The organism is Caulobacter vibrioides OR37 (genome assembly GCF_000372645.1).
In the GTDB taxonomy this organism is placed as follows: domain Bacteria; phylum Pseudomonadota; class Alphaproteobacteria; order Caulobacterales; family Caulobacteraceae; genus Caulobacter; species Caulobacter vibrioides_E.
On the sequence record NZ_APMP01000001.1, the window covers coordinates 478995 to 504331 of the forward strand.

General features: G+C 66.9%; 20 protein-coding genes and 2 pseudogenes. 11 read left to right on the forward strand and 11 right to left on the reverse strand.

What is annotated here, in order from left to right; translation table 11 throughout:
- Window positions 1-38: 38 nt before the first annotated feature.
- Together OR37_RS02215 and OR37_RS02220 are read right to left on the reverse strand one after the other, a co-directional pair.
- Window positions 39-1259, reverse strand: coding sequence for an LptF/LptG family permease (locus OR37_RS02215; RefSeq protein ID WP_004615526.1), 1221 nt, complete (start codon window positions 1257-1259; stop codon window positions 39-41).
- 54 nt (window positions 1260-1313) lie between these two features.
- Window positions 1314-2573, reverse strand: coding sequence for a glycosyltransferase family 4 protein (locus OR37_RS02220; protein WP_419144044.1), 1260 nt, complete (start codon window positions 2571-2573; stop codon window positions 1314-1316).
- Between the two features lie 20 nt (window positions 2574-2593).
- Between OR37_RS02220 and OR37_RS02225 the strand changes: the two genes are divergently transcribed.
- The 4 genes from OR37_RS02225 to OR37_RS02240 all read left to right on the forward strand — a co-directional run bounded on the left by OR37_RS02225 (window position 2594) and on the right by OR37_RS02240 (window position 9737).
- Complete coding sequence (locus tag OR37_RS02225; RefSeq protein ID WP_235046530.1) at window positions 2594-3964, forward strand: glycosyltransferase; 1371 nt, start codon at window positions 2594-2596, stop codon at window positions 3962-3964.
- Complete coding sequence (locus OR37_RS21740) at window positions 3961-4944, forward strand: hypothetical protein (protein WP_004615529.1); 984 nt, start codon at window positions 3961-3963, stop codon at window positions 4942-4944. The genes OR37_RS02225 and OR37_RS21740 overlap by 4 nt, the downstream gene beginning before the upstream one ends.
- A gap of 144 nt (window positions 4945-5088) precedes the next feature.
- Window positions 5089-9108 carry a Pls/PosA family non-ribosomal peptide synthetase gene (locus tag OR37_RS02235; RefSeq protein WP_004615530.1) on the forward strand — a complete coding sequence of 1340 codons (4020 nt, stop codon included), beginning with the start codon at window positions 5089-5091 and terminating at the stop codon, window positions 9106-9108.
- Entirely contained in the window at window positions 9105-9737 is a 633-nt protein-coding gene (locus OR37_RS02240; protein ID WP_004615531.1) for a 4'-phosphopantetheinyl transferase family protein, read from the forward strand. The genes OR37_RS02235 and OR37_RS02240 overlap by 4 nt, the downstream gene beginning before the upstream one ends.
- Window positions 9738-9885: 148 nt before the next feature.
- Here the strand turns inward: OR37_RS02240 and OR37_RS02245 are convergent.
- The 3 genes and pseudogenes from OR37_RS02245 to OR37_RS02255 all read right to left on the reverse strand — a co-directional run.
- Window positions 9886-10194: pseudogene (locus OR37_RS02245) on the reverse strand (TSUP family transporter); the annotation flags it as partial.
- Between the two features lie 4 nt (window positions 10195-10198).
- Window positions 10199-10732 carry a rhodanese family protein gene (locus OR37_RS02250; protein ID WP_004615533.1) on the reverse strand — a complete coding sequence of 178 codons (534 nt, stop codon included), beginning with the start codon at window positions 10730-10732 and terminating at the stop codon, window positions 10199-10201.
- Window positions 10701-11060 carry an ArsR/SmtB family transcription factor gene (locus tag OR37_RS02255; RefSeq protein ID WP_004615534.1) on the reverse strand — a complete coding sequence of 120 codons (360 nt, stop codon included), beginning with the start codon at window positions 11058-11060 and terminating at the stop codon, window positions 10701-10703. Before OR37_RS02255 ends, OR37_RS02250 begins: the two co-directional genes overlap by 32 nt.
- Window positions 11061-11117: 57 nt before the next feature.
- Between OR37_RS02255 and OR37_RS21745 the strand changes: the two are divergent.
- Window positions 11118-11267: pseudogene (locus OR37_RS21745) on the forward strand (hypothetical protein); the annotation flags it as partial.
- 62 nt (window positions 11268-11329) lie between these two features.
- Here the strand turns inward: OR37_RS21745 and OR37_RS02260 are convergent.
- Together OR37_RS02260 and adhP are read right to left on the reverse strand one after the other, a co-directional pair.
- Window positions 11330-12130 (reverse strand): universal stress protein, encoded by an 801-nt coding sequence (locus tag OR37_RS02260; protein WP_004615537.1) that lies wholly within the window; start codon window positions 12128-12130, stop codon window positions 11330-11332.
- A 79-nt stretch (window positions 12131-12209) separates the two neighbouring features.
- Entirely contained in the window at window positions 12210-13247 is a 1038-nt protein-coding gene (adhP, locus tag OR37_RS02265; protein ID WP_004615538.1) for an alcohol dehydrogenase AdhP, read from the reverse strand.
- Window positions 13248-13556: 309 nt separating this feature from the next.
- Between adhP and OR37_RS02270 the strand changes: the two genes are divergently transcribed.
- The gene (locus OR37_RS02270; protein WP_004615539.1) at window positions 13557-14165 is read left to right on the forward strand and encodes an NAD(P)H-dependent oxidoreductase; all 609 of its coding nucleotides are present in this window, start codon (window positions 13557-13559) and stop codon (window positions 14163-14165) included.
- Between the two features lie 133 nt (window positions 14166-14298).
- Window positions 14299-15567 carry an arsenic transporter gene (locus OR37_RS02275; RefSeq protein WP_004615540.1) on the forward strand — a complete coding sequence of 423 codons (1269 nt, stop codon included), beginning with the start codon at window positions 14299-14301 and terminating at the stop codon, window positions 15565-15567.
- Between the two features lie 82 nt (window positions 15568-15649).
- On the opposite strand, the gene OR37_RS02280 is transcribed toward OR37_RS02275, so the two are convergent.
- Window positions 15650-16768, reverse strand: coding sequence for an FUSC family protein (locus OR37_RS02280; RefSeq protein WP_004615541.1), 1119 nt, complete (start codon window positions 16766-16768; stop codon window positions 15650-15652).
- Between the two features lie 77 nt (window positions 16769-16845).
- Here OR37_RS02280 and OR37_RS02285 point away from each other — a divergent pair, with 77 nt between their 5' ends.
- Window positions 16846-17742, forward strand: coding sequence for a LysR family transcriptional regulator (locus OR37_RS02285; protein WP_004615542.1), 897 nt, complete (start codon window positions 16846-16848; stop codon window positions 17740-17742).
- 91 nt (window positions 17743-17833) lie between these two features.
- Window positions 17834-18991: an FMN-dependent L-lactate dehydrogenase LldD gene (gene lldD, locus OR37_RS02290; RefSeq protein WP_004615543.1), complete on the forward strand. Its 1158-nt coding sequence runs from the start codon at window positions 17834-17836 to the stop codon at window positions 18989-18991.
- A 16-nt stretch (window positions 18992-19007) separates the two neighbouring features.
- On the opposite strand, the gene OR37_RS02295 is transcribed toward lldD, so the two are convergent.
- From OR37_RS02295 to OR37_RS02305, 3 genes are all read right to left on the reverse strand, one after another.
- Window positions 19008-19850, reverse strand: coding sequence for a fumarylacetoacetate hydrolase family protein (locus OR37_RS02295; protein ID WP_004615544.1), 843 nt, complete (start codon window positions 19848-19850; stop codon window positions 19008-19010).
- A gap of 38 nt (window positions 19851-19888) precedes the next feature.
- Window positions 19889-20617, reverse strand: coding sequence for an SDR family oxidoreductase (locus tag OR37_RS02300; protein ID WP_004615545.1), 729 nt, complete (start codon window positions 20615-20617; stop codon window positions 19889-19891).
- 117 nt (window positions 20618-20734) lie between these two features.
- Complete coding sequence (locus OR37_RS02305; RefSeq protein WP_165570560.1) at window positions 20735-22957, reverse strand: TonB-dependent receptor; 2223 nt, start codon at window positions 22955-22957, stop codon at window positions 20735-20737.
- Window positions 22958-23220: 263 nt separating this feature from the next.
- On the opposite strand from OR37_RS02305, the gene OR37_RS02310 reads away from it, so the two are divergent.
- Together OR37_RS02310 and OR37_RS20560 are read left to right on the forward strand one after the other, a co-directional pair.
- Entirely contained in the window at window positions 23221-24567 is a 1347-nt protein-coding gene (locus tag OR37_RS02310) for an amidase (RefSeq protein WP_054508486.1), read from the forward strand.
- A gap of 123 nt (window positions 24568-24690) precedes the next feature.
- A complete protein-coding gene (locus tag OR37_RS20560; protein WP_004615548.1) occupies window positions 24691-25335 on the forward strand; it encodes a TetR/AcrR family transcriptional regulator in 645 nt (214 codons plus the stop codon).
- Window positions 25336-25337 lie beyond the last annotated feature (2 nt).

A 25337-nucleotide genomic window follows, 5' to 3' on the forward strand; every position in this document is an offset into this window, starting at 1 on the left:
GCCGCGGGAGCGCCTTGACGCTCCCGTCTCCCGCCCAGTCAAACTTTCGCTTGAGCGTCTTGAGAGGGCTTGGCGCGGCGCGGCTTGAGGGCCTTGGCGATCGCGCGGAACACCTCGGCGATGTGCTCGGTCAGCCAGCTCACCGGGTTCTCGCCCGGACGCTTGCGGCTGACCAGGAACGTGACGACGCAAGCCGCCATGAAGCCCGCGGCCGGCAAGGCGATCGTGAACAGCGCCGGAAGACGCGCGCCCGAGGACAGGCCTTGGCCCAGGACCATCTGGGTTTCGAAACTGAACAGCAAAAGCCCGCCGGTGGTCATCGCCGACCCGGCCCCCGCGCGCTTGGCGCTGAGGCCAAACGGCACCGCGAGAAGCGGTAGGAAGGGCAGCAGCAGCGCGCGCGCCGATCGAGAATAGAGTTCGGCCAGCAAGGTCTGGCGGGGCAAAGCCGGCTCCGCCCGCCCGAAACCCTGCTGCGCCAGCTCCACGAGGGTGAGTTCGCTCACCTCGCCGCCGCGCTCCTTGAGCGGCTTGGACGGCGGCGCCAGCGGCAGGTCGACGACCGTGCGGGTGAAGTTCAGCACATAGACCTCGGCGCGCTTGGTCGTGCTGACCTGGCGACCGTCGATCAGCTCAAGCCGAACGCTCTTGTTGTCGGCGTTCTTGCGCAGCTCTCCCGCGGCGGCCGAGAGCAGGTCCTCGCGCCCCTCGGGACCGATCTTGCGGATGAAGACGTGCTGAAGGTGGCTGCCGCTGGGATCGGCTCGGTCGGCGGTCAGAAAGATCTCGGGGCCGGCGGACAGCAGAGCCCTTGGTCGCACGTCGCCATTCCATCCCGCGTTCTGAACCGCGTGGAGCACGGCGTGATAGGCATAACGGCTATAGGGCTGAATAAACCCGAACAGCAGCACGCTGAGGAACATCAGCAGCACGCCCAGGCCGACGAATGGCGCGGCGAACCGCCCCAACGACACGCCGCTGGCGAGGATCGCGTCGATTTCGGAGCTGCGGTTCAGTCCGTTGACGACGACAAAGAGGCCGATGAAGAAGCCGCCGGGCAGGGTCAGGCCCACATAATGCGGAACGAGGTTGACCAGGAGCTCGGACAGAAACCGCAAGCCTTCCGACGTCTGGGACAGCAGGTCGAACGACCGCATCAGGCGCTCCATCAGGAACGCCACCATCGTGCTGATGAGAACGGCCGCCATCGGCGTCAGGGCGCGCCTGAGCAGGTAACGGTCGAGCGTGGTCGGGATCATGAATGGCTATCGCGCGAGCGCGCTCTCCAGAGTCGGGCGTCTAGAGCATTTTCTCTAGAGAACGGGCAAGCTCGCCGGCTGAGGCTCGGCCGCTCCCCCTTGCCGCCGAACCAAGGGGCGAGCTTCCGGGGCGAACGGCTCGGAAACCTTCGACGGACGCCCCAGGGCCTCGGCATAGACCTCGACGACCTCGTCCAGGATCTCCGTCCAGCGATAGGCGGCGCTGCGCTCCAGGGCCTCCAGCGCCAAGCGCCGACGCTCTTCGCCATCCAGAAGGAGCTGGGACAGCGCCTCGGCGTAGGCCTCGGGCTGGTCGGCGCACAGAAGGGCGTTTCGGCCATGGCGCAGCAGGGCTCGGGTGTTGGGCGCCTCGGCGCAGACCATCGCCAACCCGGACGCCATCGCCTCCAGGTTCACGTTGCCGAAGGTCTCGGTCGTACTCGGATTGAGGAAGATATCCCCGCTGGCAAGCGCCTTCGCCAGGGTCTCGCCGGATAGGAAGCCCGCGAAGACCGCCCTAGGCAGCCTTTCCTCGAACCAGGCGCGGGCCGGACCATCGCCGATCACCAGAACCTGAGGCGCCCGCCCGGCGTCTTCCAATCGCTGGATCGTCTCGGCGAAGGCCCCAAGGCCCTTTTCCATGACGAGCCGCCCCAGGAAGACGATCACCGGGCGGTTGGGGTCGAAGCCCTGGGCCAGCCGCCAGGCGTCATCGCGACGCGCCGGGTTGAAGAGTTCCGGGTCGACGCCCCGCGCCCAGATTCGGACCTGGGCCGGCAGGTTCTGGGCCTTCAGCTCCTCGGCGATCGCGGTCGTCGGCGCCAGGACGTAGTCGCAGCCGCCGTAGAACTTCCAGAGATTGCGACGCACCAGCGGCCGCAGCCGGCCCAGGCCGTAGTAGTCCAGATAGGTGTCGAACAGCGTGTGGAGGCTGGCGACCACCGGAATCTTCAGGTCCCGTCCCAGGCGCTGCGCCGCTCCGCCCAGGAAGTCCGGCGCGGATAGATGGATCAGGTCGGGCGCGAACGCTTCGACGTCGCGCCGCACCGAGCGCGGCAAACCCAGCGCCAGGCGATAATCGGCCCGGAAGGGGATCTTCACGGACGGGACCGAGACGAGATCGCCCTCGGGCGCGAAGGCGGGACGCGGCGACGTCGGAGAATAGACCCGCACCTCGGCGCCCAGCGTCCTCAGAAGGTGGCCGACCAGCCGGTTCAGCGATTTGTTGGCGCCGTCGATCGTGTAGTTGTAGTTCCCCGAGAACAGGGCGATCCGCAGCGGGCGCTCGCGATCCGTATACATCAGCGCCTTCATGTCCATGATCGTCCTTCCACGTGCGCGTCCAGTCCTCGCTGACAACGACGACGCGCCTGCCCCGCCGCCGCACGTATTTCGAAACCACCGCGATTTACAGCAGGTCAGGCCATATTTTTTATGAAGGCGCTCGGCCGCATCACCGTCACGGTACTGATTTAGTGGAAACGACGGCGTTTTTTGGTGAAAGCATACCGGACAATGCAATGCGGGTAGTCGATGTCGCCGAGTTCTATTCGCCCACTGGCGGCGGCGTGCGGACCTATATCGACCGTAAGATCGAAGCCGCCGCGGGGCTGGGCCACGAACTGTTCGTGATCGCGCCCGGACCGGAAGACCGATTCGATGCGCGGCCCGGCGGTGGCGTGATCCAGATCCGCGCCCCTCGCCTGCCGTTCGACGCGAACTATCACATGTTTTGGGACGCGGCGCCGGTGCATGACCGGCTTGCGTCCCTGGCGCCCGATCTTGTCGAGGCCTCCTCGCCCTGGCGTGGAGCCTGGATCGTCGCCAACTGGCCCGCGCCCACGCCCCGCGCGATGTTCATGCACGCCGATCCGGTCGCGTCCTATCCCCAGCGCTGGCTGGCGCCGGTGGCCAGTCCCGAGCAGATCGACCGGCTGTTCGGATGGTTCTGGCGCTACATGCGCAAGACGACCGACCGCTTCGACTCGATCGTGACCGGCGGCCCCTGGCTGGCCGATCGTCTCGAGGATCAGGGCGTCCGTGGCGTGACCAGCATTCCCCTGGGCATCAATCGCGACGCCTTCTCACCGCGAAAGCGGGACGAGGGCCTGCGTTCGGCGCTTTTGAAGGCTTGCGGCCTCCCCGACGACGCCAAGCTGGTCTTGGGCGTCGGGCGCTTCCACCCGGAAAAGCGCTGGCCCATGGTGATCGAGGCGGTGAGCCGCGCCGGCGCGGATATTCCAATCGGCTTCGTGCTGATAGGGGACGGCATCGACCGCTCCCGGGTCCGTCACGCCGCCGCTGGAAAGCCTTACGTGCATTTGCTCGCGCCCATTCTCGACAGAGGCCTGCTGGCCGCCCATCTCGCGAGCGCCGACGCCTTGGTTCACGGCTGCGAGTCCGAGACCTTCGGCCTGATCCCCGCGGAAGCCATGGCCAGCGGGTTGCCTGTCGTGGGCCCCGACCGTGGCGGTTTCGCCCACCTGGCCCTGCCCCAAACTTCCGAAATCTATCATTGGGGCGACGCCGAAGCGGCCGCCGCCGCGATCCGGCGCCTGTTCTCGCGGGACCAGAGATCTTTGAAGGCCGCCGCGAACGAGGCCGCCAGCCATGTTAGGCGCGACATCGACCATTTCGCCGACCTCTTCGCGCACTATAAGACCGTCGCGGACCAAGCCACGCGCGGAACGGCGACAAGGCGATGAACACCCCGCCGAAGGACGCGCCCTTGTCCCCCGACATCGCGGCGGAGGCCGATTCGCCGGAAGAGACGACAAACCGCAACGCGCGCGTGTGGAACGTACTGGGCGCCGTTGTGTCGGTGGGGCTGGTGGCCGCCATTCTGCTGCAGTTGGGCGGGGCGACCACGAACGCGCTCAGGATGATCCTCAGGCTACCGCTGGCGGTCTGGCCGGTGCTGCTGCTGCTGTACCTGGTCCAGCCCCTGGGCGACCTGGTGATCTATCGCAGACTCTGGAACCTCCCGGTCGCCGGCTTCGAGGCGCTGCTGCGCAAGACGGCGATCAACGAGGTGGTCGTGGGCTATAGCGGCGAGGCCTACCTTTATGTCTGGGCCCGCCGGATGGCTGGCTCGGTCGCCACGCCATTCCGCGCCATCAAGGACGTGAACATCCTGTCGGCGCTGCTCGGCAACCTCTTCACCGTGGGCCTGGCGGCGATCAGCGCGACGCAGCTCAAGACCCTCGATCTGGCCCAGCGTCTGGGGCCCGCGCTCTGGTCTGGCCTGGTTCCCGTCGCCGCTTCGGTCGGCCTCCTGGCGTTCGGAAGCCGAGTCTTCTCGCTGCGCCCCAAGCAGTTGGCCTTTACCGCCGCCATCCACACGGTGCGACTGATCGCCGCGCTTTCTCTCACCGTCCTGGTCTGGCGGATGTCGTTGCCGCAGGTCGCTCCTGGCGTCTGGCTTGTGCTGCTGGCCGTGCGCTATCTGGTCTCACGCATCCCTTTCTTGTCGAACAAGGACCTGGTGTTCGGGAACCTGATGCTGCTGGTGCTCGGCGCGCATTCTTCCGTGGCCGAATTGCTGGCCGCCCTGGCCCTCGTGACCCTATTCATGCACCTGACCGTCATCGTGGGCCTGGGAATATTCGACCTTGTCCGAGGCCTGCGGACTCCCGCCGACCGCGACGCCGCGCGGCCGGGCTCTACCGGAACTAGCGCCCCGTGACACCGATGCGCGGCGCGCGCCTTCACAGCGTTCAGGACGACCTTCTCGCGTGGTGGACGCCTCTCCCCGGGGACGCCAAACTCGGGAGGAAACAGACGAACCGAATCCGGCGTCGCCGGACACGGTGGGAACGACGAGGTATGGATGGCCGATGATCTTTCGCCGGCGGACGCTCGGGTCGATGGCGGCGTGTTCGCGCCGATAGCGCCGACCGCTCCGGTGCGTGAAGGCGAGCCCTATGCGCGCGACGAACTGCTGCACGAGATCTTCGAGGCCGCCTACCGCCGCACGCCCACGCGCACCGCGCTGCGGATCCTGGACCCCGAACCCGATCGCGCGCGCCGCACCGAGATCAGCTATGACGAGCTGCACAGCCGCGCGCTGCAGTTCGCCCATCATCTGACGGCGCTAGGCGTGGCCCGAGGCGATCGCGTGGTCATCTGCCTGCCGCGCGGCCTGGACCAGTACATGGCCATCCTGGGCATCCTCTGGGTCGGCGGCTGCTACGTGCCCGTTGACTGGTCGTATCCGCAGGACCGGATCGACTACATCATCGAAGATAGCGGGGCGCGACTGGTGGTGACCGAGCGCGAGCGCGCCAGCGCCATGCCGATCGCCACCCTGGTGGTCGATGAGGAACTGGGCGAACTCGCCGCTCAGGTCCCCTCCCTGATCACCCGCGAACACACCGGCGCGCAGCCCGACGACCTCGCGTATATCATCTATACCTCCGGCACGACCGGGCGCCCCAAGGGCGTGATGATCACCCACGCCAACGCCTGCCATCTGGTGCGTTCGGAATGCGCCATCCTGGCGATGGAGCCGGAGGACCGGGTGTTCGGCGGCTTCAGCCTGGCCTTCGACATGTCGGTCGAGACCATGTGGAGCGCCTTCTTTGTCGGGGCGACCCTGCTGGTGGCCTCCGAAACCCTGGCCAAGGCGGGGCCGGACATGGCCGGACCGCTGGCCGAGGCGGGCGTCACGGTCTGGCACGTGGTGCCGTCGCTGCTGTCGCTGGTCGAGCACGAGATGCCCGGCCTGCGCTTGCTCAATCTGGGCGGCGAGGCCTGTCCGCCGGACCTGGTCGCCCGATGGGCCAAGCCGGGCCTGCGCCTGCTCAATACCTATGGCCCGACCGAAACCACCGTCACGGCAACCTGGACCGAACTGCAACCGGGTCAACGCGTCACGATCGGCCGGCCGCTGCCGGGCTATTCCGCGTGGATCGTCGATGAATCCCTTTGGCCGGTCCCGGCTGGCGCCGAGGGCGAGCTGGTCATCGGCGGTCCCGGCGTTGGGAGGGGTTATGTCGGCCGCCCCGACCTGACCGAAGCCAAGTTCGTCACCACGCCGTTCAACACGCCCGATGGCGCCCCCGCCCGGATCTATCGCTCCGGCGACCTGGTCCGGCTGGACGCGGTCGGCGACATCGAGTTCCTGGGTCGTATCGACACACAGGTGAAGATCCGCGGCTTCCGCGTCGAACTGGGCGAGATCGAGTCGGTCATCGCCGAGGATCCGGCCGTGGCCCAGGCCGTGGCACACCTCTTCCAGGACGAGGACGGCAGCGAGGTGCTGGCCGCCTTCGTGGTCGGACGCGGCGGCGCGGCGATCGATTTGGAACCCATCCGCGCTCGCGTTCGCGAACGCCTGCCCAACTACATGCGCCCGGCGGTCTATCAACAGCTGGACGCCCTGCCCACCCTGCCCGCCTCGGGCAAGGTGGACCGCAAGGCGCTGGTCCGACCGCAAGGCGAGGTTCAGGCCGAGGGCGAGATCGAGCCGCCCGCCACGCCTATGGAAGAAACCCTGCACGCGGTGTGGGCCGAGGCCTTCGCCCCGCGCAAGGTCTCGGTGCTGGAGGATTTCTTCGAGGACCTGGGCGGTCACTCGCTGAAGGCCGCGCGCCTGGTCTCGGCCATCCGCAAGCTGCCGGGCCTGGAGGGCGTTTCGATCCAGGACCTGTACGCCGCGCCCACCATCAGAGGCTTGGCCGCTCGCTTGGGCGACCGTCCCGTCGGCAAGCGTCACGAGGCCCAGGACTTCCATCGCATCGCCGATTGGAAGCGCTGGACCTGCTACGTCGCCCAGACCCTGGCCCTGATCCCGATCTATGCGGTGGCCGGGCTGCAGTGGTTCTTCCCCTATCTGACCTACACGCACTTGTCGGGCGACATGTCGAAGGTCAGCGCCCTGTTGCTGAGCGGTCTCAGCTTCATCTTCATCCCGCCCCTCGCCGTGGCGGCCTCCATCGCCGTCAAGTGGCTGGTCATCGGCCGCTATCGGGCGGGCAGCTATCCTCTATGGGGCGCGTACTATTTCCGCTGGTGGTTCGTGCGGCGGTTCTCGGAGGTCATCGCCACGCCGTACATGGCCGGAACGCCAATGATCCGCGTCTATTACCGCCTTCTCGGCGCCAAGATCGGCAAGGGCGCGTTCATCGGCCAAGGCAACATCGACGCGGCGGACCTGGTCACCTTGGGCGAGGGCTCGATCCTTAGCGACGACGCTCTGCTGGCGACCAGCGCGGTCGAGCGCGGCCTGCTGCACCTGGGTCCTGTGACCATCGCGCCTCGGGCCTTCGTCGGCTCGATGGCCGTGGTCGGTCGCGGCGCCTCGCTGGGCGAAGGCGCGGTGCTGGAAGACCTTTCGGCGCTCGGCGCCGGTCAGCACGCGCCGGCCGGCGAGGTCTGGGACGGCTCACCCGCCCAACCCACCGGTCGCAAGGCGGAGCTGCGCGCGGCGCCGCCCGAGACGCCTCTACGCGGGGTCCTGACCAGTCTGGCCTTGCTGGTCGGCGCCGCGTTGCTGCCGCTGATGGCCATCCTGCCGATCGCGCCGGGCCTCGTCTTGATGATCGAGATGGAATGGCAGACGGACGGCTACGGCTATCTGCTCATCACGCCGCTGTTGGCCATCACCTATGTGGTGATGATGTGCTTGCTGACGGTGTTCGCCAAGCACGTGCTGATGGGCAAGGTAAAGCCCGGACGCTACAGCCTGAACTCGTTCTTCTATGTGCGGTTCTGGTTCGTGCAGCAGATCAACGACCTCGCGCTGCGACTGCTGCACCCGATCTACGCCACGCTGTACGTCCTGCCCTGGTACCGGGCGCTTGGCGTGAAGGTCGGCCGGCGCGCCGAGATCTCGACCGCCGCCAAGATCGTGCCGGACCTCGTCGAGATCGGTCCCGAGAGCTTCATCGCCGACGCCGTGCAGTTCGGCGCCGCGCGCGTCGAGCCCGGCGCCGTCCGGCTGGAGCACACTCGGATTGGCCGACGCAGCTTCATCGGCAATTCCGCCCTGCTGCCCACCGGCGCGACGATCGGCGACGAGGTGCTGATCGGGGTGCTGTCAAAGCCGCCCGAACACGGCGAGGCCAGCCAGCCCGGCGGCACCTGGTTCGGCTCGCCACCGCTGTCCCTGCCCAGCCGGCAAGTGGTGGGATTGTTCGACGAGGGCGCGCGTTTCAACCCCTCCAAGCGTCTGGTCGCCACGCGGCTCTCGATCGAGTTCGTCCGCGTGATCCTGTCGCTGACGGTGTTCCTGGCGTTGTTCGCCATGCTGCTCTCGACCGTCAGCACGATCGATGATCTGCCTTATGGCGGCTGGCTGATGGCGCTCAGCTTCCCATTCCTCTACATGGGCTTCGCCTTGGGCGCGGGCCTGTTCGTGGCCGTGCTGAAATGGCTGGTCATGGGCCGGTACAAGTCGACCATACAGCCGCTTTGGAGCACCTTCGTGTGGCGGACGGAACTGGTCACCGCCACCTACGAAAACCTCGCCGTGCCCAATCTGCTCGAGCCTCTGCGCGGCACGCCCTGGCTAGCCGTCTACCTAAGACTGCTGGGCTGTAAGATCGGCAAGCGCTGCTATCTCGATACGACCGACATCACCGAACACGACCTGGTCGAAATCGGCGACGACGTGGCGATCAATGATCTCGGCGGCCTGCAGACCCACCTCTTCGAGGACCGGGTCATGAAGGTCAGCGGCGTCACGATCCGTGACCGGGCCACGATCGGATCCTACGCCATCGTGCTCTACGACGCCGAACTGGCCGAAGACGCGGTGCTAGGCGACCTGTCGGTGGTGATGAAAGGCGAGACCCTGCCCGCCGGCACGTCGTGGGAAGGCTCGCCCGCCCGTATCGCCGCGCGGTGAGCTGGATCGTCGGCCCGCTCGACCTCTCGCGGGCTCCGGAGCTTCCCCTGGCGTGGCTGACGTCGCTGGGAAGTCCCGAAGCCGAGGCCGTGATGGGGCGGACCACTCTGACCTCGGCCGACTATGCCGACTTCGCCGGACGGGCCGACGGCGCGTCGCGGCTGGCGCGGCGGCGGCTCGTGAAGGGTTTGGTCGCCGCCTTGGCCGGACGTCACCCGGACGAGGTCGAGATCGGCCGCTCGCCGCTCGGCGCGCCGGTGATCGTCGGGCCCGAGGGCTGGCACGTCAGTCTGGGCGGCCGCTGGCCCTTCCTCGCCATCGCCGTGGCGCGCCAGCCCGTCGGCGTCGATGTCGAGCGCCTGGATCAGGATCCGCCCCCCGATGACGCCTTCACGCCCGAGGAGCGCCGGCGGATCGCTGGCCGGCCATCCCTGGCTCTTGAACTTTGGACGGCCAAGGAGGCGCACGCCAAGCGCACCGGCCGGGCCAATCTCTACGAGGCCGGCCAGATCGCCACCTTCCCGGAAGGCGACGCGCTGATCACGCGCTGCGCGGAGCACGCCGCCCGCTGCCTGACGGTGCGCGCGGCGAACGCGGTGGCGGCTCTGGCGATGTCCGACGAGAGATAGCACGACCGCCCAGAGCGTGAGGCTGCCGGTTTCTGCTTATCTCACGCTCTAAACATTTGATTTAGAGCCCTTACGACAGGCCGGAGACCGCGCGCCAAAAGATGTAGCCCGCCGTCGCGACGATCATGGCGTCGAATATTCGACGCGTCAGCACGCCCCGCGACGCCAGGCGGGGCGCGAGGCGCGCGCCGACGAGCGAACCGACCAGACCCGGCGCGCCAAAGGTCAGGGCGCAGGGCCATTTCACCCGCCCCGCTCGGGCCTGGGCGGCCAGACCCACGGCGGCGTTCGCCGCCACGGCCGCCGCCGAGGTTCCGATCGCCACATGCGCGTCTTTCACCCCGACGGCGTAAAGCAATAAAGGCGTGGCGAGCACGGACCCGCCGCCGCCAAACAGTGTCAGCAGCAAGGCGACCAAGGCTCCGCTGAAGGCGGCCACGATGAGGCTGGGATCCATGATCTCACGCCGACGCCGGACGATTCCAGGGCGCCAGAGCCAACAGCCGCGCCATGCCGCAAAATCCCGTGGCGCCGGCAAAGGTCAAACCCGCCCCGACAAAGCCGGCCACGCCGAGGAACCACGGCGAAACCATCAGACCTAGGATGACGCCGACCAGGACTAGCGATCCGGCGACGATCTGCACCTGACGCATCAGCTCCAGCGGCGCTTTGACATTGACCATGACCGGCAGCCCGGCTTGATCCCAGGCATCGAGCCCGCCTTCCAGCACGTGGGCGGGCCGCCCGCAGGCGACCGACAGACGCTGACCGTTCGCGCCGGTGCGCATTCCCGAGCGGCAGGTGAAGATCACCTCGCGCGCGTCGGATAGGCCAAGACCCTTGCCGTCCAGGGTCGACAGGGGCCGAGACAGCGCCCCGCCAATCCGCCGCCGCGCGAACTCGTCGGCCTCGCGGATGTCGATCAGCACGGCGCGCCCGTCGGCCAGACGCCGAGCGACCTCTTCAGGCTTCAGGGGATTCAGCGGCGTGGTCATGAGCGGCGCTCTCCGTCGGAGGACAAAAGATCTCCGCGAGCGTGCCGACCACCTTCAGGGCGGCGGGATCGGCGATCCGGTACCAGAGGCTGGTGGCTTCGCGGCGCGAGGCCACGATCCCCTCCTCTCGCAGCACCGCCAAGTGCTGCGACAGAGCCGACTGCGAGAGGCCGACGAGGGGCTGGATCTGCCCCACGGACCGTTCGCCGTCGGCGAGTTGGCACAGGATCATCAGCCGACGCTCGTTGGCCAGAGCGCGCAGGAGCTTGGCGGCCCGCGCGGCGCTGATCTCGAACTGGCTGACGTCGAAACGCGATAGATCGAACATGACCTCAATATATTAGATTAATCTAATTTAGCAATATCTAATATTATGACCTCGCCCTCTCTGCGCTCGGCCCGCGACGCGAGCCTGGCGCCGCCGACGCTGATCCTGCCTTCGCTACAAGTGAACATCCGGGCCGGAGCGCTGCCGCCGCCGACACCGGCGGGTCACGTGTTCCTGAAACTGCCCGTCACGCCCTTAGACGCCTGAGCGCGCGCGTTTCACGGCAAGGCCCGGGCCGCTCAAAGAGGCGACCTGGGCCTTCCAAGGGCTTACCGGCTCAAGATCAGCGGAATCCTGGCCGCCTCGATCATGCGCCGCGTCACGCCGCCGAACACGGTCTCGTACAGACGACCCCGTCCATAGGCCCCCATCACGCAGTAGGCGGCGCGATCGATCTCGGCCTGGCGCAGCAGCAGAACGTCGGGCGTTTGCGCCACCGAGTCCAGCAAGTGGACCTTGGCGTGAATATCATGGCGCGAGAGATAGACGGCCGCGGCCCGCGCCGAGGGACCGTCGACGATTTGGCCCACCGAGACCAGATGAACCGAGCGCGCCAGTTTCAGCAGCGGGATCGCCGCCCGCAGGGCCGCCGCGGCGGGTTCGGATCCGTCCCAGGCGATCATGGCTGCCCCCGAGACATTCAGACCCACGGCCGCGTCCGGAACAGCGACGATCGGACAGCGCGCCGACATCACCAGATCGCTGGCTAGGCCGCGACGATCCTGCTCGAAGAAGGCGTCCTTCTTGCAATTGACGATGATCAGATCCGTCAATCGCGACTGGTTGGCGAGACACAGGGCCATGTCGCCCAGGTCATCCGTCCAATCGAAGCTGACGTCTTCATGCGCCAGTCGGACATCGAGCCGACGGCGAAGAGACGCCTCGGTCTTGATGTCCTCGGCGACGACCATGCCCGCCATCGATCCGTCGAAGTCGCCCGGATAGACGGGCAATGGCGTGACCTCGGCGCAGCGAATATGGCCGTTCAGCGCCCTGGCCAGATCGAGCGCGGTCTGAAGTCGCGCTTCCTGGCCCTTGTCCTCGTGGACCAGCAGGAGAATGTTCTTCATCGTCTTGCTCCGTCTCAAAGAAGGGCGGCGGGTCCGGCTTTCGGGTCCGCGCCCGGCTCGCGTGAACGACGGGACGCCCCTACTCCGCCGCCTCCAGGTCCAGCACGGCCCGGCCTTCGATCCGCCCGTCCAGCATCCGCGCGAAGATGGCGTTGATGTCTTGCAGGCCGGCATAGCGTTCGATCCGCGCCCGCACCTTGCCGTCCGCCGCGAAGGCCAGCGCCTCCTGAAGATCCAGGCGCGTGCCGACGATCGAGCCCCGGACGGTTATTCCGCGTAGAACGGTGTCGAAGATCGACAGCGGGAAATCGCCGGGCGGCAGCCCGTTGAGCGACACTGTCCCGCCGCGTCGGACCATCCCCAGGGCTTGGGCGAAGGCGCGCGTCGAAACCGCCGTGACCAGCACGCCATGCGCGCCGCCAATTTCCCGGGTGAGCGTCTCGACCGGATCGGCCTTGGCGGCGTTGACGACCACGCGCGCGCCCAGGGATTTGGCCAACTCAAGCTTGTCTTCGGCCACGTCCACGGCCGCGACCTTGAAGCCCATCGCCAGGGCGTATTGCACCGCCAAGTGTCCAAGACCGCCCACGCCCGAGATCGCCACCCAGTCGCCGGGCTGGGCGTTCAAGACCTTCAAGCCCTTGTAGACGGTGACGCCGGCGCACAGGATCGGCGCGGCCTCCAGAAACGACAGATTGTCGGGGATATGTCCGACATAATTGGCGTCGGCCAGGGCGTATTCCGCGAAGCCGCCATCGACCGAATAGCCGGTGTTCTTCTGCTCCTGGCACAAGGTTTCCCAGCCGGACAGGCAGTGCTCGCAACGGCCACAGGCCGTATGCAGCCAAGGCACGCCGACGCGATCCCCTTGCTTGAGATGCTCGACGCCCGCGCCGATCTCGACGACGACGCCGACGCCTTCGTGGCCCGGCACGAAGGGCGGCGCCGGCTTGATCGGCCAATCGCCGTGCGCGGCGTGCAGATCGGTGTGGCAGACCCCGCAGGCGGCGATCCGCACCAAGACCTGAACAGGACCGGGCGCCGGTCGTGGCCGGCTCTCCAGAACGAGAGGTTGGCCAAAGGCGCGAACAACGGCGGCTTGCATCGAGACTGGCATCACGGCCTCCCAGTAACCCGTCTCATGGTACGCGCGTCGCCTGGTCGGCATATTCGGGATATCTACTTCGGGACATCTACTTAAGGCGGTAGACTGGTCAGCGCGCACCCAAGCTTGGCCTCTCTACATCGGCAGGGTTTGACTGCCTTTCCCCGTCAAGCCTCCACCGTGGAGGGCGCGGACCTAGGTATTGTCCCGCATTCCAGTTCACCGCCCTTCGGTCTAACCAAGAGGACGTCTTTCACGAGCAGCGTCTTGTTCGTCGCCCAGCGAACCTTCTGACCTGCCATCCCGGGAGGAGGCGTAAGCATGAAACACGCGGTGATCCTGGCCCACCCCAAACCCACCAGCTTCGGCGCGGCGATGGCCCGCGCGTGCGTGGACCACCTGAGCGCGCATGGCCACGAAGTGGTGCTGCGCGATCTCTACGCGATGGATTTCGATCCGCGCCTGAAGGCCGAGGAGATGCCGACTGGCCAGGGCGCGACCCCGGCCGCCGACGTCCTCGCCGAACGGGCGTTGCTGAAGGACGTCAAGAGCCTGATCTTCGTCTATCCCTTCTGGTTCAACGCGCCGCCGGCGATATTGAAGGGCTATGTCGATCGGGTGTTCGGCATGGGCTTCGGCTACGCTTCGATCAATGGCCGCATGGAGGCGCTGCTGGACGGCGTCACCTTGACCAGCTTTTCGACCTCCGGCGCGCCCGGACGCTGGGTCAACAGCACCGGCGCCCTGAAAGCCCTGATGGCGGTGTTCGACCTGCATCTGTGCGGGGTCTGTGGCCTTCGCCTGCTCGACCACGCGCATTTTGGCGACGTGGTCTCGAACATGACGGAGGAATGGGGCGAGGACATTCTCGGACAGGTCCGCGACAAGTTGAACGACCTCTTCGAACTGACCTCGGGTTCGGAAACCTAAGGCCGCGGCCGATGGCGCCACGCGAAGAGATGGACACCACGCCCCCTAAGCCTTGGGGCGTGGCCCTCGGCGTTCCGATGTGCTTTACCGGTGCAGGGCCGATGCGCGCCTAACCCCTCTATTGAAGTTGATCATGGCGCCATCGACCGCCAACCTGGCGATCTGGACGATATCGGCGATCGCGACCGCGGCCGTCATCGCCCGCCCCTTCAGACTCCCCGAAGCGATCTGGGCCGCCGGCGGCGCGATCCTGCTGGTCGCGACCGGGCTGCTTCCCCTGACGGCGGGGCTGGCGGCGGTCGGCAAGGGGCTGGACGTCTACCTCTTTCTGATCGGCATGATGCTTCTGTCGGAGGTCGCGCGCCGCGAAGGCCTGTTCGACTGGGTGGCGGCCTATGCGGTCAATCACGCCAAGGGCTCCCCACGACGCCTGTTCCTGCTGATCTACGCCGTGGGCGTGGTGGTGACGGTCTTCTTGTCCAACGACGCGACGGCGGTCGTTCTGACGCCCGCGGTGTTCGCGGCCGCGCGCAAGGCCAAGGTGGACCCGCTGCCCTACCTGTTCGTCTGCGCCTTCGTGGCCAACGCCGCCAGTTTCGTCCTGCCGATCTCCAACCCCGCCAACATCGTGCTCTATGGCGACCATACGCCGCCCCTGGGACGGTGGCTCGCGAGCTTCACTCTGCCGTCCCTGCTGGCCATCCTGGCGACCTATCTGGTCTTGAGGTGGGTCGAGGCCCGCCGCCTGGACGCGGTTTGCGAGCGCGATATAGACCAGCCGCCGCTGTCGGGCGGCGGTAAGCTGGCTCTCGCCGGAATCGCCGTCACGGCGCTTGCCCTGGTGATCGTTTCGGCGCTCGACAAGCCCTTGGGCGCGCCCACGGCCCTGCTCGGCGCGGCGACGACCGTCGCCATCCTGGTCGCCCGCAAGGCCGCGCCCTGGCCGGTCCTGAAGAGCGTTTCCTGGAGCGTCCTACCGCTGGTGGCCGGGCTTTTCGTCTTGGTCGAAGCCCTGGAGCACACCGGACTGATCGGTGCCCTGGCCCAAGCGCTCAAGAGCGCGTCCGAAAGCTCCGCGCCTATCACCGCGGCCGTCTGGGGCGGCCTGCTCGCCTTCGCGTCCAACCTGATGAACAACCTGCCGGCGGGCCTTATCGCCAGCACCGCGATCAGCCAGGCTCAACCGCCTCGCATGGTGATCGACGCATTGCTGATCGGGGTGGATCTGGGCCCGAACCTGTCGATCACCGGCTCGCTCGCGACCATTCTGTGGCTGACAGCCATACGCCGTGAAGGCGAGGACGTGACGTTCTGGCGCTTCCTCAAGGTCGGCGCGCTGGTCATGCCGCCGGCCTTGGCGTTGGCCGTCGGCGCGCGCCTCCTGCTGGGAGTGGCGGGCTAAAAGCAGCCGGCGCGGCCTTGTGCCCAAACGCCCGCCCAGCCGGACAGAACGCGCTCCAATGAAGCGCCCTCTCCGCCCAGCATCATCCGGTCATCTTGAGGCGTCGCGGCAATCTTGCGCCGACGAGCCGCCACCCGCCCCAGACCAGCGCGCACCCCAGCGTGGCGAGGACGCTCCCGATCATGTTGTCCTCGGCCCGCGAGGCGGCCGCCTGGTGGGCCAGGCTCGGAACCATGGTCGCCCCAATGACGATGAACAGGGGTGTCAGGAAGCTGACGAACAGGGTGTAGTTGACCTTACGCAGGGTGATCGCCGCCGCCGCCAGCAGGAAGATCGGCGGAACCAGCGCCCAAGGCTCCTTGACGGCCAGGATCAGGGGCGCGGCCGCGGCGGCGCCGATGAGACTGCCGGCCACGCGCTCGATCGTCCGACGGCGCGAGGCGTGCACGTCGGGCCGAACGACCACGACGGCCGCGACGGTCGCCCACTGCGGATAGGCCAGCGACAGCGCGTGGACCGCCGTATAGGTCGCCATCACGGCGATGGCGGCCAGCAAGGCATGGCTTAGAGTTCGCGGATCCGCCGGCGGCGCTCGATCCTCGCGCGGCGAACGCCGCGTCGGCGGGACGCAAGCCACGGTCGCCAAGCACAAGATCATGGTCAGCGCGCCGCCCAGGAAAAAGACCAGCGCGACCATCACCGCGTCCGCCGCCCCGACCGGCTGCTCCGCCGCGACCACGGCGACGACGCCCACCAGGACCCCGACGCCGCCCATGCCCGACGACGAGAGCCCGACATAGATCAGTAAGCCGACCAGCGCGGAAAGAAGCGCTCCGTTCGCCAAGCCAGCCGGGGCGGCGAAAGCCGACACCAGACCCGCGACGAGCCCGCCGCAGACGATGAAGGCCGTCATCGCCCGCAGTCGCCGCGTCATCCCCCCGCCCGGGTCCGCCAGGCAAGTCCAGAAGGCCGCGTAGGGCGCCCACGCGAAATCCGGGCGACGCAAGACAAGCGCGACGGCGACCAGCAGCGCCACCGCGGCCCCGCCTATCAGCCCCTCTGGCCCCGCCAGCGCGCCGGGCTCGAAGCTGTAGCCCTTTTTGCCTGCCCGTCGCGCCACGTAGCGCGAGAGGGCGCGGCGACGTCGCGCGGCGTTCGCGCTGGGCCTGTCCGTTCGGCTTGTTGGGCGGAGGTCGAGCATCCGATGGCTCTATTCGCGTGCGCGTCGAGAAGAAAACGATTTATATTCCTATCATTCATTCGAAATAGGAATAGAACATGGAGTTCCGCACGCTCCGCGCCTTTGTCGAGGTCGTTCGCCAGCAAGGCTTTTCCCAGGCGGCCAAGGTGGTCTTCGCGACGCAGTCCACGGTCAGCAAGGCGGTGAAGCAGCTGGAGGACGAGATCGGCGCGCCGCTCCTGGACCGCATCGGTCACAGAACGCGACTGACGCCGCTTGGCGAGGTCGTCTACCCCCGGGCGGTGAAGCTTCTGGCGGATCGCGCCGACCTGCTGGCCGAAATCGACGAGGTGCGCGGGCTGAAGCGCGGGACCCTGCGCCTCGGCCTGCCGCCCGTCGCCAGCAGCAGCATCTTTGGTCCGCTCGTCGCGCGTTTTCGCGCGCTATATCCTGGCCTGGAAATCAAGCTGACCGAGCATGGCGGCGACGAGCTGACCAACCTGGTCCGTTCCGGCGAGCTGGAATTGGCCGCCAGCCTGATGCCCGGATTTGACGACCTCGAATGGCAGGATGTCCGGCGTGAGCCGCTGGTCGCGGTTCTGCGCGCCGACCACCCGCTGGCGCGCGCCGGCGCGGTGGATGTCAACGCCTTGCGCGACATTCCATTTCTACTGTTCAGTGAAGGCTTCGGCATCAATCGGCTGATCCTGGCCGCCTGCGGCCGACATGGGTTCGAGCCGGAAGTCGCGGCTCGCAGCAGTCAGGTCGACTTCCTGCTTGAACTGGCGAACGAGGGCCTGGGCGTCGCCTTCGTGCCGCGCATGCTGGCGGAGCCCGCTCGGCGCGCCGGCCTGGGCACGCCCATCCTGGCCGAAGCCGAGACCGAATGGCGCCTGACCATGATCTGGCGTCGCGGCGCCTATCTGTCCCATGCCGCGAGGGCGTGGCTGGACCTCGTCGACGCCTCCGCGAGGTCAAATTCCAGTTTCGACTAATGTGTATTCAAAATTCTCATTTCTAGAATTGATACGCCCCGCCTATCGAGACGAGATCTCGATATCGGCGCCTGAGCCAGGGAGACCGCCAATGATCATCTCCGCGCCCACCGACTATCGGGAAGCCGCTCGGCGTCGCCTCCCCCGGTTCCTGTTCGATTACATCGACGGCGGCGCGGTGACCGAAAGCACGATGAACGCGAATGTGACAGCGTTGCGGGAGGTCGCCTTGCGTCAGCGCGTGCTCGGCGGCGTCGGCGAGCCCAGCCTCGGCGCGGAGATCCTCGGCGAGCGCTGGACGCTGCCCATCGCGTTCGGCCCCGTCGGGGCCACGGGCATGTACGCTCGCCGGGGCGAGACCCAGGTCGCGCGGGCGGCGGCGATCAGGGGCGTTCCCTATGTGCTGTCGACCGTTTCCGTCTGCTCGATCGAGGAGGTCGCGCGCGCCGGCGGAGATCAGCTCTGGTTCCAGCTCTATGTGCTGAAGGATCGCGGCTTCATGACCAACGCCTTGGAACGCGCCTGGGCCGCGGGCATGAAGACTCTGGTCTTCACGGTCGATATGCCCGCCCCGGGCTCTCGCTATCGCGACCGGCGCTCGGGCATGGCGGGGCCCGCCGCCACGCTACGCCAATATCTGCAGGCCTTCACCCATCCGGAATGGGCGGTCGATGTCGGCCTGCTGGGTCGTCCCCTGTCGTTCGGCAACATCGAGGCCTATGTCGGGCGCAGGATGGGGATGAAGGACTATACGGGGTTTCTGGCCCGGAACTTCGATCCGTCGATCACTTGGGCCGACCTCGAGTGGATCCGCGACAGCTGGAAGGGCAAACTGATCCTCAAGGGCATTCTCGATCCGGAGGATGCGCGCGACGCCGTGCGAATGGGCGCCGACGGGATCGTTGTCTCCAACCATGGCGGACGCCAGCTCGACGGCGCGATCCCCACCGCGCGGGCGCTTCCAAGGGTGGCCGACGCCGTGGGCGGCGACCTTACGATCCTCGCGGACTCGGGCGTTCGATCGGGCCTGGATGTCGCGCGGATGCTGGCCCTCGGGGCCCAGGGCGTCCTGCTGGGCCGCGCCTATGCCTATGCGCTGGCGGCGGATGGTCAGCGCGGGGTGGAGCACCTGCTCGACCTCCTGGCGGCCGACCTGCGCGTCACGATGATCCTGACCGGCGCGCGAACGGTCGCCGACATCTCCCGCGAGTCGCTCGTGGCGGCGGAGAAGGAGATGGCGGCCCGCTAGGGTTCGGCGTCCAAGGCTAGCCCTGTACAACCGTCTGCTTCTGCCGCCCCAGGCCTTCTATGCCCAGCTCGACCACGTCGCCGGGCTGAAGCCAGACGGGCGGCTTTTGCCCCATGCCGACGCCCGGCGGCGTGCCGGTCGAGATGATGTCGCCGGGCATCAGGGTCATGAAGCGCGAAACATAGGCGATCAGGAAGGCGGGCTTGTAGATCATCGTGGCGGTGGATCCGTTCTGGAAACGGCGGCCGTTCACCTCCAGCCACATCGACAGCGCGCACGGATCGGCGATCTCGTCGCGCGTGACAAGCCAGGGACCGATGGGGCCGAAGGTGTCACATCCCTTGCCCTTGTCCCACGTGCCGTGCCGATCCATCTGGAACGCGCGTTCCGACACGTCATTGATCACGCAATAGCCGAACAGGTGATCCATCGCCTCGGCCTCGGAAACGTATTTCGCCTTCTTGCCGATGACGAGGCCAAGCTCGACCTCCCAGTCGAGCCGGGTCGAGTCGCGGGGACGCTCGATGGCGTCGTTGGGCCCGCAGATGGCGCTGGTCGCCTTGAGAAAGACGACAGGTTCCGGCGGGACGGCGGCGCCAGTTTCGGCGGCGTGATCCGAATAGTTGAGGCCGATGCAGACGAACTTGCTCACCCCGCCCACGCACGGACCGATCCGCGTCGCCGGATCAACCACCGGCAGGGCGGAGAGGTCCAGCGATCCAAGACCCAGATCCGCGCCTCTGGAAAGGGTCGCGCCGTCGATATCGGCGACAAGCCCCCACAGATCCCTGATGGCGCCGTCGGCGTCGATCACGCCGGGCTTCTCGGCGCCGGGCTCTCCAAAGCGGATGAATTTCACGTCCGGGATTCCTTTCAAGAGACGGGGACGAGCCCGGTCTACATCGACCAACCGCCGTCGATGACCAGGGCCTGGCCCGTGGTGAAGGCGGCCTCATCGCTGACGAGGTAGGCGGCCAGGGCGGCGATTTCCTCGGGCTGGCCAAGGCGCCCCATCGGCTGACGAGCCCGGAAGGCCGCGAGCGCGCCCTCGAAGTCGCCCGTCGCCTTCAAGCGCTCCAGCAACGAGGGGGACTCCACGGTGCCCGGGCAGATGGCGTTGCACCGGATTCCCTGCCCCACGAAATCGGCCGCGATGGCGTTCGTCAGGCCAAGGACCGCCCCCTTGCTGGCGCTGTAGGCGAAGCGGTTGGGAACTCCCTTCAGGGAGCTGGCGACGGAGGAGATGTTGAGAATGATGCCGTGTCCGCGCTCAAGCATTCCTGGCAGGAACGCCCGGCACGTTTGATACATGGTGTCGACATTGATCCTGAAAGAGTCGGACCAGCCCTTCTCGTCACACTCCAGGATAGACCCGGAGTGCACATAGCCGACCGCGTTGACGAGGATGTCGACGGCGCCGACTTCCGCGGCGGCGGCGCGGACGGCGGCCGCGTCGGTCGCGTCCAGCACCCGGGTCGTCACGCCGCTCAGCGCGTCGAGCAGCGCCGGATTGATGTCGGTGGCGATGACCTCCGCGCCCTCGGCCGCGAAGCGTTCGGCGATGGCCCGACCGATGCCCTGGCCCGAGGCCGTGACCAGGGCGCGCTTGGCGGTCAGTCTTTTCATGGGGAAAGGTCCTCTGGAACCCGCGGCCGGCCGGACATGCCGGCGGACGCGCTGGGGGCTGCCAGGCGTCCGCCTTCCGCCGGGCCAGCGCGCGCCGGCCGCCGCGACGGTCTAAGCTCAGAACTTGCGCGAGATGTCGAAGCTGAAGGTGCGCCCCTCGGTCACCGTCTGGGCGCCGTTGTAGAACAGGAACTGCGGCACGTGCTGATCGAACAGGTTCTTCACCCCGACCGTGACCCGCAGATTATCGTGGACCAGCGCGCCGGCTTGCAGGTCGATCTTGTTGAACTGCTTGTAGCTCTGAAGCACGCCGACATAGTCGCCCAGCTTGCCGCCCCATTCGATACGCGCCGAGCCCGAGGCCACGAAATGGACGGCGTCGGTAACGGGGCGATCGATGTTGAACACCGCGTTGAACGTCCCCTTCCGGGTATAAGGCAGCAGCTTGCCGTCCAGCGTAAAGGCGTTCGGCTTGCCCGCGTTGACCACCGCCTTGTCGAAGCGCGGATCAAGAACGCCAACGCTGATCCCGCCGCTGAACCACGAGACCGGCTTGAACAGGAACTCGACCTCGACGCCCTTGGTGCGGCTCGTCCCCACATTGGCGTAGTAGGATTGAGCCAGAGCCGTGGACTGGGTGATCAGCACGTTGTCCTGCGGCATGTAGAAGACGGCTGCGTCGATCGAGGCCTTACCGCCGAACAGGACGGCCTTGACGCCAGCCTCGTAGTTCTGGGCCCGCTCCTCGTCATAAGGCACGGTGGACGCCGAGGTCGGGGTGAGATTGAAGGCGCCCGGACGGAAGCCCGTCGAATAGGTCACGTAGAAGTTCAGGTCGGTGTTGACCGCGTACTTCAGCGTCACCGACGGCGCGGTGAAGTCGAACGACTTGCTGATGTCGAGGTTGTAGGTCGGGAACGTTGCACCGAAGGCCGCGCCCGCCACATAGGCGAGCGTCGGATTGGCGATCGGCTGAATGCCCGAGCGGAAGACCAGGGCCTTCCTGTCATGATTGAACCTCAGGCCGCCGCTGAGCGACCAGTGGTCATCAAAGGCGTAGGCGGCGGTGGCGAACACCGATGAGGATCGGGTGTTGATGCTGGTGCCGGGGCTGGGGCTTCCGACGGGAACGGTCTGAACGCCGAGACCCAAGGGCATTCCAGTCACGGCGTCGACGTTCAGCGTGTAACGGCCCGCGACCGAGTAGGCGTAGTCTTCCTTGAAATACGAAGCGCCGACCATCCAGGTGAAGGGCTGGTCCTGCTTGGACGAGAACAGGCCCTCCACGAAGGTGTCATGCACCACATCGTGCTCGCCGGACGTCGCGGCGATGTTGTAGGGCGGCCCCAACGGCGTCTGGTCGAGGTCGTAGAGCGAGTGGAAGCCGTATTGGCGATAGCTCGCGTTCACCGACAGGTCGCCAATGTCGGTGTGGTACGTCATCTTCTCGAACATATAGGCGTTGGTCTTCGACGAGACGGACGACGTATCGCGATAGACCGTCTCGTAGGTTTCCTTCGGCGTCGGCTGGAAGGTCAGGCCGTTGCCGTGAATGCCGCCCGGCGCGTAGGAACTCAGGGCAGGCCCGCGATAGGCCTCGTATTCCGCGAGGAGCTGCACATCCAGCCGATCGTTGGGCTGAATGGAGGCGCTGGCGCGCAGGCCCCGGTCGCTGAAGGCGCCGATATACTGATTCAGCGTCGCGTTCTTCATTTCCGCTTGGGTCTGCTTGAAGCTCCACCCGGCGAAGCGAAGGGCGACCACATCATTGACCGGCACATTGACCGCGCCCTCGATGTCGGCCTGATGATAGCTGCCGTAAGACGCCTTCACATAGCCGCCGAAGTCGTGCTTGGGCATGGCGTCGATCACGACGACGGTGCCGCCGACCGAGCTGCGCCCGTAGTAGCCGCCCTGCGGCCCGCGTAGCACCTCGACCCGTTCGATATCGACCTGAGCGCCGAGGTTCTCCCGCTCGCCGCCGGCGTAGAGGCCGTTGCGATAGAGGCCGACATTCGGTTCGGCCTGGGTGTTCACCTGCTGCATCCCGCGGATGTTGATGAAGGTGTTCAGGTTGTTGGGCGAGTCCTGGATCACCGCGTTGGGGACAAGGCCGACGATGTCCCGGATGTTGGTGACGCCCCGCTCGCGCAGATCGGCCCCGCTGATGGCCGTCACGGTCGCGGGAACCTCCTGCAACGCCTCGGCCCGGCGACGCGCGGTGACGACCACCGTTTGCACGGTGTCGACCTTGTCGCTCTTGTCGGCCGGCGCTTCGGCCCGCGCCGCGCTTGCAGCCATGACCGAGCACGCAACGCCCGCGAGAAGTAGAACCTTCATCTGGCAAGACCCCCTCATGTTCCCTCCCGGAATGGTCGCTCCGACCTGTGAGCGACGCCGTCAATATGATCACCGCTTACTTTTTGAGTGTTGTGACGAGCTGAAGACAATGTCAACACTGCTCATACTGGCTTGTTCCGGCGACACCCTGGCGCCTATAAGATCGGCGCCGCGGCTACCGACAGGTCAGACCCGACAACCTTCTGTGGATGAGCGTTATGCGAACGGCGGTGGAAACGGCGGAACAGGTTCGAAAAGGCGCCTTGAAGGCGACGGATCGGATCAAGGAGGCGCTCGACGCGATCGAAAAGCACAACGGGGCGATCAACGCCTTCATCCGCGTCGACGCGGAAGGCGCCCTCGCCCGCGCCCACGAAATCGACCAAGCGGTGGCGGCTGGCGAGGATCCTGGCCCGCTGGCGGGCGTGCCGCTGGGCGTGAAGGACATGGAAGCGTGCAAAGGCTTCCCCATCACCCAAGGCAGCTGGTTCCTGAAGGACAATCCGCCGGAAAAGGCCGACTCGCGCCACGTCGCGCGGTTGCGCGCCGCGGGAGCCGTGATCGTGGGCATCACCGCCGCCTCGGAATTCGGCATGGATTCGGCGACCACCTCGCGGCTTTATGGCGTGACGCGAAATCCGTGGAACCTCGACAAGACGCCCGGGGGGTCCAGCGGCGGCTCGTCGGCGGCCGTCGCCGCCGGCATGACGCCCTTGGCCACCGGAACCGACGCCGGCGGCTCGATCCGCGAACCGGCGGCCTTCACCGGTCTCGTCGGCCTGAAGCCCAGCCACGGCCGAATTCCCAAGATGAACGGCTTCTCCAACTGGTCGGTGCATGGCGCCCTCGCCCGAACCGCCGCCGACGCGGCCCGTCACCTGGATGTGGCCAGCGGCCCGCATGACGGCGACCGCCAGTCACTGCCCGCCTACCCCGGCCGTTTCGAGGACGCGATCGAGACGCTGGACGTGTCGGGCCTGCGCGCCTTCTGGACGCCCGACCATGGCTACGCCCCGGTCGAGCCGGAAGTCGCCGCGATCGCGCGCGAGGCCGCGCAACGACTGATGCGCGCCGCGCGCCTGGCGGAGGCCCAGGTCGATTTCCGTCCGGTGAACATCTACCGCGACTTCGGAGCCATCTTTGGCTCGACTCTGGAGGAGGACTTCACCCGCGACGGCATCTTGCCGGACGGGTTCGATATGCTCTCCGCCCCGGTCCAACGGCTGCTCTCCAAGTTCCGAGAGCACCGCGGCGAGGTCGACGTCAAGAAGTCTTGGGAGAACGTCCATCTTCTTGAACGGCAGGTGGCCGATCTCTTCTCCGAGGTCGACCTTCTCCTGTCGCCCGCCACGTCGTGCGCCCCCTATGGCGCCGACGATCCCATCCCCTCGGTGATCGACGGGCGCGACGCGACCTACACCGGCGCGGAACCGTTCGGCATGTTGGCCAACGCCTGCTGGAATCCCTCGATCTCGATTCCGGCGGGCCTGACCTCGGATGGCCTGCCCGTCGGACTTCAGATCACCGCGCGCCGTCACCGCGACGATATCCTGCTCAGGCTGGCTCGCCTGGCGGAACTGGACGCGCCATGGACGTTTCCATCCCTTTGAAACGGCGATCGAAAGACACCGCCCACCCCAGCATTTATCAAGTCGGGCGCGAAGTGTACCAAGGCGGGCGTTGTAGTTGCGCCGGCCTGAACCGGCCACGGACGAAGGAGCCATGAAGCCGCGATGACCGCCTCTCTACCCACCGGCGCCGAGCCGGCCAGCGCCAACGCCCCCTATCACAAGGGGAACGTTCCGCTGCGCATGATGGAGGCGGCCGAGCGCATCCTAGCGACCGAAACCGTCGAGGACATCACCGCCCGGCGCCTCTGCCGCGAAGTAGGCGTCACCTCCGCCAACTTCTACAATCACTATCCGAGCCTCGAATTCCTGCTTCTGGAGATCGCCGCGAAAGGCTTCGAGGAGCGCATCCGCATGATGCGCCGCCTCCTCAAGCGCGGCCTTCCCCGCGAGGAGGCAATGGTCCAGTGCGCGGTCAAGACCGTCGAGCTCGGCCTCGAAAAGCCTCAGCTTTTCCGGATCATGTTCGGCTATTCGAAAAATCCGAAGCAGAACCCGAAATATGTGGAACTGGCGGACCGCTCGCTCGCGACCCTGACGCAAATCGTCTATGGCGAGGACTTCTTCCGCGCCGACGATATCGCCTGGTCGCATGAGCACTGCAAGCGGACCTACGCCTTCTTCTCGTTCATATACGGGGTGGCGGTGGCCATCTCGACGGACATGATCTCGAACCCGTCCGGCACGCGGAAGGACCTGATCCGCTATGTCGAGGCGCTAACCCGCACCTTCATCAAGGATATGGGCTGAGA